15 protein-coding genes are annotated in these 16,216 nt (G+C 71.2%); 10 read left to right on the forward strand and 5 right to left on the reverse strand.

Translation table 11 applies throughout. The annotated features are described in order from the left end of the window. The first annotated feature begins 7 nt into the window (after positions 1-7). Positions 8-781 carry an ABC transporter permease gene (locus ACWPOB_RS23930; protein WP_455402365.1) on the forward strand — a complete coding sequence of 258 codons (774 nt, stop codon included), beginning with the start codon at positions 8-10 and terminating at the stop codon, positions 779-781. A 174-nt stretch (positions 782-955) separates the two neighbouring features. Here the strand turns inward: ACWPOB_RS23930 and ACWPOB_RS23935 are convergent, their stop codons facing one another. Next, positions 956-1,282, reverse strand: coding sequence for a hypothetical protein (locus tag ACWPOB_RS23935; protein WP_006940172.1), 327 nt, complete (start codon positions 1,280-1,282; stop codon positions 956-958). 182 nt (positions 1,283-1,464) lie between these two features. Here ACWPOB_RS23935 and ACWPOB_RS23940 point away from each other — a divergent pair, with 182 nt between their 5' ends. From ACWPOB_RS23940 to ACWPOB_RS23970, 7 genes are all read left to right on the forward strand, one after another. Next, entirely contained in the window at positions 1,465-4,269 is a 2,805-nt protein-coding gene (locus ACWPOB_RS23940; protein ID WP_455402366.1) for a DEAD/DEAH box helicase, read from the forward strand. Next, a complete protein-coding gene (locus ACWPOB_RS23945; RefSeq protein WP_100057111.1) occupies positions 4,266-5,024 on the forward strand; it encodes an SWIM zinc finger family protein in 759 nt (252 codons plus the stop codon). The genes ACWPOB_RS23940 and ACWPOB_RS23945 overlap by 4 nt, the downstream gene beginning before the upstream one ends. A 189-nt stretch (positions 5,025-5,213) precedes the next feature. Further along, a complete protein-coding gene (locus ACWPOB_RS23950; RefSeq protein WP_455402345.1) occupies positions 5,214-6,719 on the forward strand; it encodes a CoA-acylating methylmalonate-semialdehyde dehydrogenase in 1,506 nt (501 codons plus the stop codon). 12 nt (positions 6,720-6,731) lie between these two features. Next, positions 6,732-7,886 carry an isobutyryl-CoA dehydrogenase gene (locus tag ACWPOB_RS23955; protein ID WP_100057110.1) on the forward strand — a complete coding sequence of 385 codons (1,155 nt, stop codon included), beginning with the start codon at positions 6,732-6,734 and terminating at the stop codon, positions 7,884-7,886. Next, positions 7,883-8,944 carry an enoyl-CoA hydratase/isomerase family protein gene (locus ACWPOB_RS23960; protein WP_100057109.1) on the forward strand — a complete coding sequence of 354 codons (1,062 nt, stop codon included), beginning with the start codon at positions 7,883-7,885 and terminating at the stop codon, positions 8,942-8,944. Before ACWPOB_RS23955 ends, ACWPOB_RS23960 begins: the two co-directional genes overlap by 4 nt. Before the next feature lies 1 nt (position 8,945). Continuing rightward, positions 8,946-9,854: a 3-hydroxyisobutyrate dehydrogenase gene (mmsB, locus tag ACWPOB_RS23965; RefSeq protein WP_455402346.1), complete on the forward strand. Its 909-nt coding sequence runs from the start codon at positions 8,946-8,948 to the stop codon at positions 9,852-9,854. Further along, on the forward strand, positions 9,851-10,627 hold the full coding sequence (locus tag ACWPOB_RS23970; protein ID WP_100057108.1) for an enoyl-CoA hydratase: 777 nt from the start codon (positions 9,851-9,853) through the stop codon (positions 10,625-10,627). Before mmsB ends, ACWPOB_RS23970 begins: the two co-directional genes overlap by 4 nt. A gap of 54 nt (positions 10,628-10,681) precedes the next feature. Here ACWPOB_RS23970 and ACWPOB_RS23975 read toward each other — a convergent pair whose 3' ends face one another. Continuing rightward, positions 10,682-11,209 carry a MarR family winged helix-turn-helix transcriptional regulator gene (locus ACWPOB_RS23975; protein WP_006940181.1) on the reverse strand — a complete coding sequence of 176 codons (528 nt, stop codon included), beginning with the start codon at positions 11,207-11,209 and terminating at the stop codon, positions 10,682-10,684. Between the two features lie 189 nt (positions 11,210-11,398). On the opposite strand from ACWPOB_RS23975, the gene ACWPOB_RS23980 reads away from it, so the two are divergent. Continuing rightward, positions 11,399-11,944: an arsenate reductase/protein-tyrosine-phosphatase family protein gene (locus ACWPOB_RS23980; protein WP_455402347.1), complete on the forward strand. Its 546-nt coding sequence runs from the start codon at positions 11,399-11,401 to the stop codon at positions 11,942-11,944. Here ACWPOB_RS23980 and ACWPOB_RS23985 read toward each other — a convergent pair. From ACWPOB_RS23985 to ACWPOB_RS23995, 3 genes are all read right to left on the reverse strand, one after another. After that, positions 11,929-13,077 carry a sulfotransferase family protein gene (locus ACWPOB_RS23985; RefSeq protein WP_455402348.1) on the reverse strand — a complete coding sequence of 383 codons (1,149 nt, stop codon included), beginning with the start codon at positions 13,075-13,077 and terminating at the stop codon, positions 11,929-11,931. The two genes, ACWPOB_RS23980 and ACWPOB_RS23985, sit on opposite strands and share 16 nt — an antisense overlap. Before the next feature lie 61 nt (positions 13,078-13,138). Next, a complete protein-coding gene (locus ACWPOB_RS23990; RefSeq protein ID WP_455402349.1) occupies positions 13,139-13,939 on the reverse strand; it encodes an SDR family oxidoreductase in 801 nt (266 codons plus the stop codon). Next, positions 13,936-15,102 (reverse strand): hypothetical protein, encoded by a 1,167-nt coding sequence (locus tag ACWPOB_RS23995; protein ID WP_455402350.1) that lies wholly within the window; start codon positions 15,100-15,102, stop codon positions 13,936-13,938. The genes ACWPOB_RS23990 and ACWPOB_RS23995 overlap by 4 nt, the downstream gene beginning before the upstream one ends. A gap of 83 nt (positions 15,103-15,185) precedes the next feature. Here ACWPOB_RS23995 and ACWPOB_RS24000 point away from each other — a divergent pair, with 83 nt between their 5' ends. Then, complete coding sequence (locus tag ACWPOB_RS24000; protein WP_100058082.1) at positions 15,186-16,100, forward strand: IclR family transcriptional regulator; 915 nt, start codon at positions 15,186-15,188, stop codon at positions 16,098-16,100. The last annotated feature ends 116 nt before the right edge of the window (positions 16,101-16,216 follow it).

Here is a 16,216-nt window from a genome sequence, read left to right on the forward strand (position 1 = left end):
ATCGCTCGTGCCGCAACTCGTCGCGGTTCTCGTCGCAGTGTTGCTGTGGTGGCTGCTCACCAGCGTCGTCGCCGCTCCCGACTCGCTGCTACGAGAGTTCGCACCCCAGCATGTGGTTCCCGCGCTGATCGACCTCGTCGAACGCGGCGTGCTGCTGCCCGACGTCGCTGCCAGCATGTGGCGGCTGCTCGTCGGTCTGCTGATTGCCGCGACGGTCGGCATCCCCGTCGGCCTGTTGATCGGACTGAACCCGGTCGTGGAGCGGGCGACCATGCCGGTGATGCAGTTCCTGCGGATGATCTCGCCGTTGTCGTGGGCGCCGATCGCCGTCGCGCTGTTCGGGATCGGCCATCAGCCGGTGTTCTTCCTCATCGCCGCGGCGGCCGTGTGGCCCATCGTCATCAACACCGTCGCCGGCGTGCACGCCGTCGACCCCGGGCAGCTGCTCGTCGCCCGGTCGTTCGGAGCGACCCGGTTCGAGCAACTCACCTCCGTGGTGCTGCCCGCGATCCGCGGCCAGGTCCAGACCGGGCTGCGGGTCGGGCTCGGCATCGCCTGGGTGGTCCTGGTGCCCGCCGAAATGCTCGGCGTCCGCTCCGGCCTGGGCTACCAGATCCTCAACGCCCGCGACCAGCTCGCCTACGACCAGGTGATGGCCGTGATCGCAGTCATCGGTGTGCTCGGATTCTGCCTCGACTGGGCGGCACGCCACCTGCTACGCGACCGACGCCGCCCGGTGTGCGTCGAGGACGCCGAAGACGAGAACCTGCAGCGCGCTTAGCTCGGTGACCGCACGGATGAACCCGCAGATCACCGCCGAAATCTGTGAAAGGGCACGACCGGAGATACCAGTGGACACGCCGGGCAGACCGGCCGATCGCCCCTGCCTCGCGAGATCACCCATCCCGAAATCCGATCCCGATCCGGATCGGGATCACCGACGGTGGATCAGGGTTCAGCCGTCGGTCGTCAGCGGAAACCGTGTCGCGTGGATGGACTCGATGGTGCGGCCGTCGTGCCCGACGATCCACGACCCGCCGTGCTGCCTGCACTCGGCGATCCGGTCGAACACGGTCAGCAGGAAGAACACCGCCTGCTCCGCGGTCGCGGTGGCGGCGAGCCGGTGGGATTCACCGTGTTTCGTCCCGTCGAGCCACACGCCGCACTGACCGTCGAGCCGCATGGTGGTGATGTGCTCGGAGTCGACGAACGCGTACTTGACCTGCTCCCAAGGGGTGTGGGCGCTGTAGGCCTGCTCGAGGACCTGGATCATGATCGACATCGCAGTCTCCTGGTGGGTGCACCTGCAGCCCAGTGTCCTCCGGGGAGCGAGCCCGATCCAGGGCCGATCGTCACCGGCGCTCAGCGCACGACCGTCCCGCGCGCGTGCCCACCCGCCACGACGGCGTGCGTGCGCCCCAGCCCGTCACGACGGTGTCGGTCGCGACTGGCACCATGGTGGGCATGCTGCACGGGCTGTGGTCACCGGGAGCGGGCCTGATGCTGTGGCGCGACGGCGACGACCCGCCCGACGACACACCCGCTGTACTGCGACGATGGATCGACCGGCCGTTCCGGCACCGGGTCGAGCTGCGTCTGCCCGGCGACGACGGTCCGCGGTCGATCCCGGCGGTGGCGGTCGCGCCGCCCGACGCCGCGGAGCTGCTGCTGGCGCTGCCGCGGCACGCCGAGGGGGTGGCCGGGGACCTGCGCTACCTCGCTCACGTCGCCCGCGGCCTCGAGCGCTGGGCGCAGGCCGGGCGGGTGGCCCCGGAACTGCACCGCGCGGACGGGCAGTGGTGGGCCCGGTGGCGCCTGCTCGGCGGTGACCGGATCCGTGCCTGGACGGCCGAACTGTCCGCCGCGATGCCGCCGGTGCAGCGGCAGGCCGGGCGGCCCGCGGCGCTCCTCGACGACCTCGCCACCGAGCTCACCGATCCGATCACCCGGGCGTTGATCGGCAACGTGGGTACCTCGCTGCATCCGCTGATCGCCGCCCTGGCCGAGGGGCAACCGCACCACAGCGGCTCCCAGCGCATGGCCGAGGCGCTGGACGAATGGCGGGCCTCGCTCGCGGGAAACGAGCCCGACCTGGTGCTGCGGCTCGTCGAACCGGACGACGAGGAGGACGGCATCGGCGCCGACACGCTGTGGCGGCTCGAGGTGTGCCTGCGGTCGGAGGGGCAGGCGCCGGTGCCGGTGCCGGTGGACGGCTCCGACGCCCAACTGCTGCAGATCGGGATCCGCAAGCTCGGCGCCGCCCTGAAGGCGTATCCGCGGCTGCAGGACGTGCCGCGCGACCCGGACAGCCTGGACCTGCTGCTGCCGACGGGGGTCGTGACCGACCTCGTGGAGCACGGTGGCCGCGCGCTGGGTGAGGCCGGCGTCGCGTTGCTGCTGCCGCGCGCGTGGGCGCGGCTCGAGCCGTCGCTGCGGCTGCAGGTGTCCTCGCCGGTCGCACCCGTCGCCGCCGAGGACGACACCGTCGGCATGAACGCGCTCGTCTCGTTCGAGTGGCAGCTTGCCGTGGGCGACATGCTGCTCACCCCCGCCGAGATGGAACGGCTGATCGCGGCCAACAGCGACCTGGTCAAGCTGCGCGGCAAGTGGGTGCAGGCCGATCCGATCGCCCTCGCGCGGGCCGCCCGCTACGTCGCCGGCCAGGGCGCGACGGACGCGACGCTGGCGACGTTGTTCGGCCGGTTCACCGGCGACGAGCCGCCCCCGGTGGAGGTCACCGACGTCGCCGCGACCGGTTGGGTGGCGACCCTGCTCGACGGGCAGGTCCGGCCCGAACCGGTGCCGCCCCCACCCGGCCTGCACGCGACCTTGCGTCCGTACCAGCAGCGCGGCCTGGAGTGGCTGGCGTTCATGAGCGGCCTCGGGCTGGGCGCGGTGCTGGCCGACGACATGGGCCTCGGCAAGACCGTGCAGGTGCTCGCGCTGCTCGCCCACGAACGGGCGGGCGGCGACGACGTGGCCCCGACGTTGCTGGTGTGCCCGATGTCGGTGGTGGGCAACTGGCAGCGCGAGGCCCAGCGGTTCGTGCCGGGCCTGCGCGTGCACGTCCACCACGGCCCGGCGCGGTTGCGCGACGCCGCGCTGGCCGCGGCGGTCGCCGACAGCGACCTGGTGATCACGACGTACGCGCTCGTCGCGCGTGACGTGGCGCCGTTGAGGTCGCTGCGCTGGGGCCGGGTGGTGCTCGACGAGGCCCAGCATGTGAAGAACGCCGCGACCGCGCAGTCCCGCGCGACGCGGGCGATCCCCGCGCGGCACCGCGTCGCGCTCACCGGCACCCCCGTGGAGAACCGGCTCGAGGAACTGCGATCGATCCTCGACTTCGCCAATCCCCGCCTGTTGGGTTCGCCGTCGACGTTCCGGGCCCGGTTCGCCGTCCCGATCGAGCGGGAGCGCGACGCGGCCGCCGCCGCGCGGCTGCGGGCGTTGACGTCGCCGTTCGTGCTGCGCCGCGTCAAGACCGACCCGTCGGTGATCTCGGACCTGCCGGAGAAGTTCGAGCAGACGGTGCGGGCCAACCTGACCGCTGAGCAGGCGGCGCTGTACCGGGCGGTGGTCGACGAGATGATGCGGCAGATCCGGGACAAGGAGGGCATGGCCCGCAAGGGCGCGGTGCTCGCCGCGCTGACCCGGCTCAAGCAGGTGTGCAACCACCCCGCGCACTACCTGGGCGACGGCTCCGGGGTGCTGCGGCGGGGCCGGCACCGTTCGGGCAAGCTCGGGCTGGTGGAGGACATCGTCGAGTCGATCCTCGCCGACGGCGAGAAGGCGTTGCTGTTCACCCAGTTCCGGGAGTTCGGTGAGCTGATCGCCCCGTACCTCGCCGAGCGGTTCGATACCACGGTGCCGTTTCTGCACGGCGGGGTGTCCAAGGGCCGGCGCGACGCGATGGTCGCCGCGTTCCAGGGCGACGGCGGCCCGCCGATGATGTTGCTCTCGCTCAAGGCCGGCGGCACGGGCCTGAACCTGACGGCCGCGAATCACGTGGTGCACCTGGATCGTTGGTGGAATCCGGCGGTGGAGAACCAGGCCACCGACCGGGCGTTCCGCATCGGCCAGCGCCGCGACGTGCAGGTCCGCAAGCTCGTGTGCGTCGGCACGCTGGAGGAACGGATCGACGAAATGATCGCGGGGAAACAGGAATTGGCGGAGCTTGCGGTGGGAGCGGGCGAGAACTGGATCACCGAGCTGTCCACCGAGCAGCTGCACTCGCTGCTGTCCCTGGGCGACGAGGCGGTGGGCGAGTGAGCCCGGCCGGCGGGTTCGACCGTTACGGCAAGCGCCGGCGGGTCGTCGGCGGCATCGAGGCGCGGACGAAGCGCGGGTCGATCGGACGCACCTGGTGGTCGAAGGAGCTGGTCGCGGCGATGGAGCAGGTCGCCGACAAGGGCCGGCTGGCGCGGGGCCGGACCTACGCCCGGTCGGGACAGGTGGTCTCGATGCGGCTCGAGCCCGGCGTGGCGGTGGGGGAGGTGCAGGGCAGTCAGCTGCGCCCGTTCACCTCGACGGTCTCGATCCGCACGCTCGACGAGGAGGCGGTCGCGGACCTGATCGACCGGGTGCGGTCGGCGCCGGGCATGCTGGTCCGGCTCGCGGGCGGTGCGCTGCCGGAGGAACTGGGTCCGCTGCTGCTGCCGCGGCGCGCCGGTGAACTGGACTTCGACTGCACGTGCCCGGACGACGGGTGGCCGTGCAAACACGCGGCGGCGGTCGGGTACCTGCTGGCCGAGCACGTCGACGAGCAGCCGCTGGCGGTGCTCACCCTGCGCGGGGTCGACCTGAACGCATTGATCGGCGGGGTGGACGCCGCCGAGACCGACGACGAGGACTTCTACGGGGACGCGATCCGGTTGCCGGATCTGCCGGCCGAGCAGTACCGGCCCGCGCTGGACGATCTCGATCCGATGCTGTTGCGGCGGGCGCTGCGGGCCGGCGGCACCGACGAGTCGGTGGTCATCCGCGGTGCCGCCGACCTGGAGGAGATGTACCGGCGGCTGCGATAGGCCGCTCCGCGGCCCGTGCGTCCTTTGGGCGGCTGGAGCAACCCGAAGGACGCACCGGCGGCGTAGCCGCCTATGGACATACGTGGACTTCCAACTATAGGATGAGCACACATTGCCGGGGGTGTCGTCCGCTGCCCCCGATCATCCCACCGAAACACGAGAATTCGACCAGTTAGGACGGATCCGGACATGAGCGTTCGAGAACTCACCCACTTCGTCGGGGGCAAGCACATCCCCGGCGCCTCCGACCGGTTCGCCGACGTCTTCGACCCCAACACCGGCGAGGTGCAGGCCCGGGTTCCGCTCGCCGACGTCGCCGAGACCGAGGCCGTCATCGCGAACGCCGTCGAGGCTCAGAAGGAATGGGCCGCGTTCAATCCGCAGAAGCGCGCCCGCGTGCTGATGAAGTTCCTGCAGCTCGTGCAGGACGACATGGACAACCTCGCGAAGCTGCTGTCCTCCGAGCACGGCAAGACCGTCGCCGACGCCAAGGGCGACATCCAGCGCGGCCTCGAGGTGATCGAGTTCGCCACCGGCATCCCGCACCTGCTCAAGGGCGAGTTCACCGACTCCGCCGGCACCGGCATCGACGTCTACTCGATGCGCCAGCCGCTCGGCGTCGTCGCCGGCATCACCCCGTTCAACTTCCCCGCGATGATCCCGCTGTGGAAGGCCGGACCGGCCATCGCGTGCGGAAACGCATTCGTGCTCAAGCCTTCCGAGCGCGACCCGTCGGTGCCGCTGCGCCTGGCGGAGCTGTTCATCGAGGCCGGGCTGCCCACCGGCGTGTTCAACGTCGTCAACGGCGACAAGACCGTCGTCGACGTGCTGCTGACCGACGAGCGCGTCAAGGCCGTCGGCTTCGTCGGCTCCACGCCGATCGCCCAGTACATCTACGAGACCGCCGCCGCCCACGGCAAGCGCGCCCAGTGCTTCGGCGGCGCCAAGAACCACGCGATCGTCATGCCCGACGCCGACATGGACCAGGTGGCCGACGCCCTCGTCGGCGCCGGCTACGGCTCCGCCGGTGAGCGCTGCATGGCCATCTCCGTCGCGGTGCCCGTCGGCGAGGAGGCCGCCGAGGCTCTCGTCGCGAAGCTGACCGAACGCGTCGGAAAGCTGAAGGTCGGCCGCAGCGACGACCCGAACGCCGACTTCGGCCCGCTCGTCACCGCCGAGGCTCGCCAGCGGGTGCACGACTACATCCAGTCCGGCATCGACGAGGGCGCCGAGCTCGTCGTCGACGGGCGCGACTTCGTGCTCGAGGGCCACGAGAACGGCTTCTTCTCCGGCGCCACCCTGTTCGACAACGTCACCGCGGAGATGAAGATCTACCGCGAGGAGATCTTCGGCCCCGTCGTGATCGTCGTCCGCGCGCACGACTACGAGGAGGCCCTGCGGCTGCCCTCGGAGCACGAGTACGGCAACGGCGTGGCCATCTTCACCCGCGACGGCGACACCGCCCGCGACTTCACCAACCGCGTCAACGTCGGCATGGTCGGCGTGAACGTGCCGATCCCGGTGCCGATCGCGTACCACACCTTCGGCGGCTGGAAGCGGTCCGGCTTCGGCGATCTCAACCAGCACGGCCCGGACTCGATCCGCTTCTACACCAAGACCAAGACCGTCACCCAGCGCTGGTTCTCCGGCCTGAAGGAGAACGCCGACCACTTCGTCATCCCGACGATGGACTAGGACGAGATACCGATGTTCACCCTCACCGACGACGACCGGGCGATCCGCGACACCGCCCGCGACTTCGCCGCCGAGTTCCTCGCCCCGAACGCGGTCGAATGGGACCAGACCAAGCACTTCCCGGTCGACGTCCTGCGCAAGGCCGCGGCCCTCGGGATGGGCGGCATCTACGTCCGCGAGGACGTCGGCGGGTCGGGCCTGCGTCGCCTCGACTCCGTCCGGATCTTCGAGGAACTCGCCAAGGGCTGCCCGTCCATCGCCGCCTACATCTCCATCCACAACATGGTCACGTGGATGATCGACCGGTTCGGCAACGACGAGCAGCGCCGTCGTTGGGTCCCCGGGCTCTGCACGATGGACCAGCTCGCGAGTTACTGCCTGACCGAGCCCGGCGCCGGCTCCGACGCGGCGGCCCTGAGCACCCGGGCCGTCCGCGACGGCGACGAGTACGTCCTCACCGGCGCCAAGCAGTTCATCTCCGGCGCCGGCACGTCGGACGTGTACGTGGTGATGGCGCGCACCGGCGAGCCCGGCCCGCGCGGCATCTCCGCGATCATCGTCCCGAAGGACACCCCCGGGCTGTCCTTCGGCGCCAACGAGAAGAAGATGGGCTGGAACGCCCAGCCCACCCGGCAGGTGAACTTCGACGGTGCCCGGGTGCCCGCCGAGAACCTGCTCGGCGAGGAGGGCAGCGGCTTCCGCATCGCCATGCACGGGCTCAACGGGGGCCGGCTCAACATCGCCGCGTGCTCGGTCGGCGGCGCCCAGGCCGCGCTCGACAAGACCGTCGGCTACCTCGCCGAACGCAAGGCGTTCGGCGAGCGGCTGCTCGACTCGCAGGCCCTGCAGTTCCGCCTCGCCGACATGCGCACCGGCATCGAGGCCTCCCGCACCCTGCTCTGGCGCGCGGCCGACGCGCTGGACCGGAATGCCGACGACGTGGTCGAGCTGTGCGCCATGGCGAAGCGATTCGCCACCGACGCCTGCTTCGACGCCGCCAACGACGCGCTGCAACTGCACGGCGGCTACGGCTATCTTGCCGAGTACGGGCTCGAGAAGATCGTGCGGGATCTGCGGGTGCATCAGATCCTCGAAGGAACCAACGAGATCATGCGGGTGGTCGTCGCGCGCAGCGTGGTGGCCGCGGCGCAGAACGGAGCAAAATGACCGAGACGGAAGACGTCCTCGTCCGGGTCTCCGGCGGCATCGGCCGGATCACCCTGAACCGGCCCAAGGCCATCAACGCCCTGAACTACGACATGGTGAAGGTGACGGCCGCCGCGCTCGGCGAGTGGGCCGGGGACGACTCGGTCCGCGCGGTCGTCGTGGACGGGGCGGGGGAGCGCGGCCTGTGCGCCGGCGGTGACATCGTCTCGATCTACCACGACGCCCGCGACGGGGGCACCGGCTCGCAGGACTTCTGGCGCGACGAGTACATCCTCAACGCCGCCATCGGCCGCTACCCGAAGCCGTACGTGGCGATCATGGACGGCATCGTCATGGGCGGCGGCGTCGGGATCGCCGCCCACGGCAACGTCCGCGTCGTCACCGAACGCTCCACGATCGCGATGCCCGAGGTGGGCATCGGCTTCGTCCCCGACGTGGGCGGCACCTGGCTGCTCTCGCGCGCACCGGGCGAGCTCGGCACCCACCTCGCTCTGACCACCGGTCGGATGACGGCCGGCGACGCCATCGCCCTCGGTTTCGCCGACCACTTCGTGCCGTCCGAGGCGCTCGACAAGTTCGTCGCCGCCCTCGAATCCGGCACGGTCGACGAGGCGCTCGCCGAATTCGCCCAGCCGGCCCCGGAGTCGCCGCTGCTCGCGCAGCGCTCCTGGATCGACGCCGCCTACTCGGCACCGACCGTCGAGGAGATCGTCGCCCGCCTGCAGGCCGCCGAGGAGCCCGAGGCCCGCGCGGCCGCCGAGCAGATCCTCGGCAAGTCGCCCGTCGCGCTGAAGGTGACCCTGCGATCGGTGCGCCACGCCCGCGAACTCGGCAGCCTCGAAGAGGTGCTGAACGAGGAGTACCGGGTGTCACTGGCGTCGTTGCGCTCGCACGACCTCGTCGAGGGCATCCGCGCGCAGGTGGTCGACAAGGACCGCAACCCGGCGTGGTCGCCGGCGACCCTCGCCGATGTCACCGACGCCGACGTCGACGCGTACTTCCAGCCACTCGGCGAGCTCGAGCTCGGGCTCGCCGCACCCGAGAAGGAAACCGCCTGACATGAGCACACTGCCGAACGTCGCCTTCCTCGGTCTCGGCCACATGGGCGGGCCGATGGCCGCGAACCTCGTCAAGGCCGGCTACCCGGTCACCGGTTTCGACCCGGTGCCGGCGGCCCAGGAACAGGGCCGCGCCGACGGCCTCACGATCTCCGAGTCCGCGACCGACGCGGTCCGCGAGGCCGACGTCGTGATCACGATGCTGCCCAACGGCGCCCTCGTGCTGAAGCTGTACGACGAGGTCCTGCCGGCCGCCCGGCCGAACACGCTGTTCGTCGACAGCTCCACCATCGACGTCGCCGACGCGCGCGCCGCCCACGAGAAGGCCGTGCAGGCCGGGCACCGCGCCATCGACGCGCCCGTCTCCGGCGGCGTGGCCGGCGCGGCCGGCGGCACCCTCGCCTTCATGGTCGGCGGGTCGGAGGAGGACTTCGAAGCCGCAAAGCCGCTGCTCGAGGTGATGGGCCGCAAGGTCGTGCACTGCGGCGGGTCCGGCGTCGGCCAGGCCGCCAAGATCTGCAACAACATGATCCTCGGCGTGTCGATGATCGCCATCAGCGAGGCCTTCGTGCTCGGCGAGAAGCTCGGACTGACCAACCAGGCCCTCTTCGACGTCGCGTCCAACGCCTCCGGCCAGTGCTGGGCGCTGACCAGCAACTGCCCGGTGCCCGGGCCGGTGCCCACCACCCCCGCCAACAACGACTACCAGCCCGGGTTCGCCGCCGCGCTCATGGACAAGGACCTCGGTCTGGCCGCGAACGCGTTGCGCGCCAACGGCGTCGACGCCGAGCTGGGGCTGCGGGCCGCGGAGATCTACCACCGCTTCAACGAGTCGGGTGGCGGCGGACTGGACTTCTCGGCCATCATCACCGAGATCCGCAACCGCTCGACAGAACAGGAAACCCAGTGACGGACTTCGAGACGATCCTGCTCGACCGCAAGGACCGCGTCGGCATCATCACGCTGAACCGGCCCAAGGCGCTCAACGCCCTCAACAGCCAACTGATGCGTGAGGTGGTGGCGGCCGTCGAGGAGCTCGAGGCGGATGCCGGTATCGGCGCCATCCTGCTCACCGGCTCCGAGAAGGCGTTCGCCGCGGGCGCGGACATCAAGGAGATGGCGCCGAAGACGTTCTCCGAGGTGTACGCGGAAGACCTGTTCTCGCAGTGGGATCGGCTCTCCTCGGCCCGCAAGCCGATCATCGCCGCCGTCTCCGGGTACGCCCTCGGCGGCGGCTGCGAACTGGCCATGCTGTGCGACTTCATCATCGCCGCGGACACCGCCAAGTTCGGCCAGCCCGAGATCAAGCTCGGCGTCATCCCCGGCATCGGCGGCTCGCAGCGGCTCACCCGCGCCGTGGGCAAGGCCAAGGCGATGGACATGTGCCTGACCGGCCGGAACATGGACGCCGAGGAGGCCGAGCGCGCGGGCCTGGTGTCGCGCATCGTGCCGGCCGCGGAACTGTTCGACGTGGCGCTCGAGGCCGCGACCACGGTGGCGTCGATGTCGCTGCCCGTCGCGATGATGGCCAAGGAAGCGGTCAACCGGTCCTTCGAGACCACCCTCGCCGAGGGCGTGAAGTTCGAGCGGCGGGTGTTCCACTCGACGTTCGCCACCGCCGACCAGAAGGAAGGCATGGCCGCGTTCGTCGAGAAGCGCGCGCCGGAGTTCAAGCACGCCTGATCGTCGTCCTCGACCGGGGCCGTTCCGCATCGTGCGGGACGGCCCCGATCCGTGTCACCACCTGGTGGGATCGCCTCCGGTGTCGAAGTCGCCGGCGTCGCGGCGCAGGCCGGCCAGGATCCGCAGCAGCGTCTCGAGCTGGTCGTCGGGCACGCCGGGCCGGGCGAACACCTCGGCGTTGAGCTTCTCGGTGGTCTCGACGGCCAGCGCCCGGCCCTCGTCGGTCAGTTCGACCAGCGTGGCGCGACGGTCGCTCGGGTGCGGGGTGCGGCGCACGAGCCCGGCGGTCTCGAGCCGGTCCACGGCATTGGTGACGCTGGTGGGGTGGACCTGCAGCCGGGCGCTGGCCTTCGCCATGGGCAGCGCCCCGGTCCTGGTGAAGTGCAGCAGGGTCAGCAGTTCGTACCGGGCGAACGTGAGCCCGAACGGTTTGAGGACCTCCTCGACCCGCGCCATCATGATCTGCTGCGCGCGCATCACGGAGGTCACCGCGGCCATGCCGTCCGCGACCTCACCCCAGCCGTGGGCCGTCCACTGGCGGTGGGCCTCGGCGATCGGATCGAGCGGTAGGGGTGCGGGCATACGTCGATCATCCCATGTGGCGCCGCATCGAGGTGACGCGGACACGGCATCCGGACCCCGCCGGGGCGGCCCGCGAACCGGCCGCCGAGGGTGAACGACACGCAACGGCCGGGCCAACGTCCCGTGAACACCGGGCGTCGCCCAAAAGTGCGGGCCCGCTGCCCGATTCGCGGCGGCTAGAGTGCGCGCGTGCACATCCTGTTCGTCTGCAGCGGCAACGTCTGCCGGTCCGTGATCGCGGAGCGGCTGACGCGGGCCTACGCGTGCGAATCGGGGTGGGCCGATCTGACCGCCGAGAGCGCGGGCACCCGGGCCCTGGTCGGGTATCCCGTCGAACCCCGGGCGGCGGCGGTCATCGCCGGTCTCGGCGCCGAGGCGAGCGACTTCCGCGCCCGCCGGGTGACCGCGACGATGGTCGAGGGCGCCGACCTGGTCCTGACCATGAGCGAGGAGCAGCGCGACCGGGTCGCCGGCCTGATCGCCGGCGCCGCGGCGAAGTCGTTCACCCTCACCGAGGCACACCGCATCGCGACCGTCACCGGGGCGGAGACCATCGCCCGGCTCGACGCCTGCCGGGATCCCAGCGGCGCGGCCCGCACCCCGAACATCCCCGACCCGATCGGCCTGTCCGAGCAGGCGTTCGTCGAGACCGGGGATCTCATCGCCGCCGCGCTGTTCCCGCTGCTCGACGTCCTCGCCGCCGCGGCGGTCGTCGCGGGTCAGCGACAGGCGTAGTCCGGGAACCGCTCGTCCACCTCGGCGTCGCTCAGACCGAAGTCCTCGAGCCGGTAGCGGTGCGCCGGCCGGCGATCCCCGCTGCGGCTCTCGGCGTGCAGCGCGGCCATCGCCTGTTCGGCGCCGGCGGTGAGCGGGATGCCGAACCGGTCGTAGATCGCGCCGACCGTGCCGAGGGGATCGGCGACGAAGTCGCGGTAGTCCACGTCGACGAACCGATCCGGGTGGTGCCGGCTCCGTGCCGCGGTGAACGTGTCGAGCCCGCGTGCCCACAGGTCGAGCTGGCTGCGCCCGATGCTCGCGCCCCGGAAGGTGTGCGACCAGCCGTCGGTGGCGTGCGCGGCCAGGCTGCACACCGACGGGATCACGATGCGCGGGTCGCGGTGGGTCACGACGATGAGCGCGTCGGGGTAGACGGTGAGCAGTTCGTCGAGTGCGAACAGGTGGCTCGGGTTCTTCAGGACCCAGCGCTTGCCGGCGTCGGGCAGCCCGATCAGCTGCAGGTTCCGGCGGTGCCGGGCGTACGCGCCGGTCCAGTCCTGCCGCGCGAGCCAGCGCGAGTAGGTGGGCAGGTGCGCGAGGCATTCGTAGGACACCGATCGGAAGGACTGCCGCAGCAGCTGCCAGCACTCCTCGACCTCGCCGGCGGACATGTAGTGCACACCCATGAACTCCGGGTGCTCGACGTGGTGCTGCGCGAACCCGGCCTCGATGGCCGCGAACGCCGGGTTCCCGGCCCACGTCTCGCGCGGCGGCCGGGGCTGCGGCAGCTCGGTCAGCCACATCTCGAGTCCCTGGTGGCCGGGATCGGCGGTGAGCAGGCGGTGCAGCGCGGTGGTGCCGGTGCGGGGGAGGCCGGTGACGAAGATCGGCCGTTCGATCGCCACGTCGGCGTGCTCGGGGTGGGCGCGCCAGGCCGACTCGCTCAGCAGCCGCGCGACGAGGGCGCCGCGCAGGAACACCCGCGACATCTTGCTGCCGAGCGGGGTGAGGTGTTCGTCGCGCGCATACGAGTCGAGGAGGACGCCGAGGGCGTCGGTGTAGTCGTCGTCGCCGAAGTCGGTCAGGCCGGTCAGCCGCGTCGCGGAGGCGTGCAGGTCCTCGACGGTGCCGACGCTGGTGCGTTCACTCATGGATCTCCCTTCCCTGTGCGCGCTTCTGGTAGCGCCGGCTACCGAAAACGCGCACGGCTGGTCAGTGGTGGTATTCGCCGCAGTTCACGTCCAGGCACTGGCCGGTGACGGCCCGTGCCAGCGGGGAGGCGAGGAAGATCACGGCGTCGGCCACCTCCTCGGTGGTGGGCAGGCGTTTGAGGTCGGTGCCCGCCGCGGTGTGCTGGTAGATCTGTTCGACGGTGGTGCCGTACTTCTCTGCCTGGTGCTCGAAGTACGCCTTCAGGGTTTCTCCCCAGATATAGCCTGGGGCAACGGAATTGACTCGGATACCGTGAGGGCCGAGCTCGGTGGCGAGGGACTGTGACATCGCGAGCAGAGCCGACTTGGCCAGTTTGTAGCTGCCGTAGCGCTCCTGCGAATGTCGCAGCACCATCGAATTGATGTTCACCACCGAGCCCTTCGTCTCGGTCAGGGCCTCGGTGAACAGTTGGGTCAGGCGCAGCGCGCCGAGGACGGTGAGTTCCACGCTGTCGCGGATGTGCTGGAAGTCGGTGCGTGCCAACGGTTTCATTGATGGAACCGAGAAGGCGTTGTTGACCAGGGTGTCGACCCGGCCGAACTCGCGGAGGGCCGTCTCGACCAGCCGGGACGCGGAGCCGGTGTCGGTGATGTCGGTCGGGACGGACAGGGCGCGCCGGCCCAGGGCGGTGATCTCGGCCGCGACGTCCTCGAGGCGGGCGGCGGTGCGGGCGGCGAGCACGACGTCGGCGCCGTGCTCGGCGCACCGCACCGCAAGGGTGCGGCCGAGCCCGGGCCCGACGCCGCTGACCACGACGGTCTGTCCGGCGAGCAGGGGGCTCGGGGTGGTCACGGCGCTCACCCGAGCATCCGGTCGGCGATCGCGGTCTGGCGGGCGGCGATCCGCGCGGACCACTGCTGGGGCGTGACCCGGTTGTGGTCGAGGAACGGCAGTGCCGCGGCCAGGTCGTCGAACGGGACCACCCGGGCCGTCGGGCCGTCCGCGGTCGTGAGGCCGCGGGAGAGGCGCTGCCAGCGGAACTGCAGGAACCCGCGGCTGCGGCCCAGGGTCTCGACCCAGTTGGCGACGCCGGGATTGCGGGCGGAGACGACCATGCGGATCATCCCGTCCGGATCGACCTGGGCCTGTGTGTTGTTCAGCGACGTCTGGTGGTGGATGTAGTCGAGCGAGATGTACCAGAGGCTGCCCAGCTGGAAGCCCTGGTACGGCGCGTCGGAGGCGGGGACGGTGAGGATCATCGCCTCGTCGTCGCGCAGGTCGAAGTGCCCGACGGACGAGTACTGGGTGGCCAGGCCACCGGGCGTCGGCCGCGGCTCGGTGACCGTGTTGACCGGAAGGTCGAGGTAGAACCACTGCGGGAACTGCAGCCACGTCCGCACTCGGGACACGAGGGCGCGCCCGGCCCGCCGGTAGCGAGCGGCGGCGTCGTCCTGCGTCGGCTCGGGCGGCGGCGTGCCGAGCGCGTCGACCCGGTCGATGCGCAGGGTGCCGCGCCGCTGGGACCAGTCGCTGTAGACCTCCCGGACGACGAGCTGGGACGAGCCGGGGGCGAGGGTGAAGTAGTTGTTCCCGGGGTCGGCAGGTCCGGGACCGAACCGGGCCTCGAAGGTGCCGTCGTCGGCGATGCGCAGCTCGCGGTCGTCGAACGCGGTGACGTTGCCGGGCACCTCGGCGTCGGTGTAGTTGCCGGCGAGCACCTGGAAGCTCAGGTCGCAGGTGGTGCCGCGGCGGCCGGTGACGACGTACTCGGCGTCGTCGCGGATGCGCGCCCCGAAGTAGAGGGTGTCGGGGTTGTCGAGTCCCATCTTCGTGTAGGGCCCGGTGCCGGTGACGAACGTGGGGTGGGCGCCCTCGGCCGCCCATGCCGAGTGGACGCAGGCGGTGATTCCGCCGGCGAGGTAGCGGTACCCCTCGATCAGGTCCTGCTCGGTGCGGATGTGCGGCGCCGTCGCGACGAGCTTCTCGGCCTCGGCGATGGCGGATGTGAGCGGATCGGTGAGCACACGATCTCCTTGCGGTTCAAATATGTACCGGTGCGGTAGGCTCTCGGTGCAGCGACGATAGAACGTGTTCCAAGGAGGCGTCAATGACCGAGGCCGCCGCGACGTCGTCCGCTCGGCGTTCGCCGCCGACCGAGCGGGTCGTGCAGGTCCTGGACCACCTGGTCGCGCACCCGGAGACCCGGTTCGGGCTCTCCGAGCTGGCGCGCCGGCTGGGCATGAGCAAGCCCACGTGCCTGGGGATCCTGACCGCCCTGACCGAGGCCGGCTACCTGATGCGCCATCCCGCCGACAGGACGTACGGCCTCGGTCCCGCGCTGATCGTCGCGGGCCGTGCCGCGCAGCGCGGCTTCGCCGTCGGTCCCGTCACCCACCGGCACCTGGCCGCGCTCGGCGCCGAGTTCGGCGCCACCTGCGCCGCGTCGGCGGTGGTGGGCGACCGTATCGCGGTCCTCGACGTCGCCGGGGCCGATCCGGACGGGGTCGGGGCGCGGGTGGGAGAGGTCTATCCGTTCGCGCCGCCGGTGGGCCTGATGTACGTGCTGTGGGACTCCGACGAGCGGCTCGAGCAGTGGCTTGCGCGCGAGCCGACGCTTCCGGTGCGGCTGGACCGGGACCGCCTGCGGGACGTGGTCGACGAGTGCCGCACCGCGGGATATCTGGTCGAGTCGCTCACCGCGGGCGGGCGGCGGTTGCACGCGCTCATGGCGGGCGTCGCGGCGCACGACCTGCCGTCCGAGCTGCGCGAACTGCTGGGGGAGATGGTGTCCAGCCTGGGGGAGCGGGTGCTGCTGACCGGGGCGGAACCGGTCGACGCCGAGCATCCGGTGAACCTGCTCGCCGCCCCCGCTTACGACGCGGACGGGCGGCAGTCGGTGGTGCTCACTCTCCACGTGGGCGCGACCCTGGCCAACCGGGAGATCGCCCGGCGCGGGGCGGCGCTCGTGGCCACCGCCGAGGCCGTCACGCGCGAGCTCGGTGGGCGTCGCCCGGCGCGGTGACGGCCGGGTGTGGCGGCGCCGGGGCCGAGCGAATGGATCATGCCGTCGGTCTGATCGAGTGGGCGATACATTCGCTCGCACCCCGCGAGGCGTTGACCCGGAACTGAAACTCGTTC

It is taken from the genome of Rhodococcus sp. 2H158, from assembly GCF_053764755.1.

Coding starts and splice junctions, on each gene's coding strand:
- ACWPOB_RS23935 (WP_006940172.1), bottom strand. CDS start 1,282: ATGTCGATCATGATCCAGGTCCTCGAGCAGGCCTACAGCGCCCACACC.
- ACWPOB_RS23940 (WP_455402366.1), top strand. CDS start 1,465: ATGCTGCACGGGCTGTGGTCACCGGGAGCGGGCCTGATGCTGTGGCGC.
- ACWPOB_RS23950 (WP_455402345.1), top strand. CDS start 5,214: ATGAGCGTTCGAGAACTCACCCACTTCGTCGGGGGCAAGCACATCCCC.
- ACWPOB_RS23955 (WP_100057110.1), top strand. CDS start 6,732: ATGTTCACCCTCACCGACGACGACCGGGCGATCCGCGACACCGCCCGC.
- ACWPOB_RS23960 (WP_100057109.1), top strand. CDS start 7,883: ATGACCGAGACGGAAGACGTCCTCGTCCGGGTCTCCGGCGGCATCGGC.
- mmsB (WP_455402346.1), top strand. CDS start 8,946: ATGAGCACACTGCCGAACGTCGCCTTCCTCGGTCTCGGCCACATGGGC.
- ACWPOB_RS23975 (WP_006940181.1), bottom strand. CDS start 11,209: ATGCCCGCACCCCTACCGCTCGATCCGATCGCCGAGGCCCACCGCCAG.
- ACWPOB_RS23985 (WP_455402348.1), bottom strand. CDS start 13,077: ATGAGTGAACGCACCAGCGTCGGCACCGTCGAGGACCTGCACGCCTCC.
- ACWPOB_RS24000 (WP_100058082.1), top strand. CDS start 15,186: ATGACCGAGGCCGCCGCGACGTCGTCCGCTCGGCGTTCGCCGCCGACC.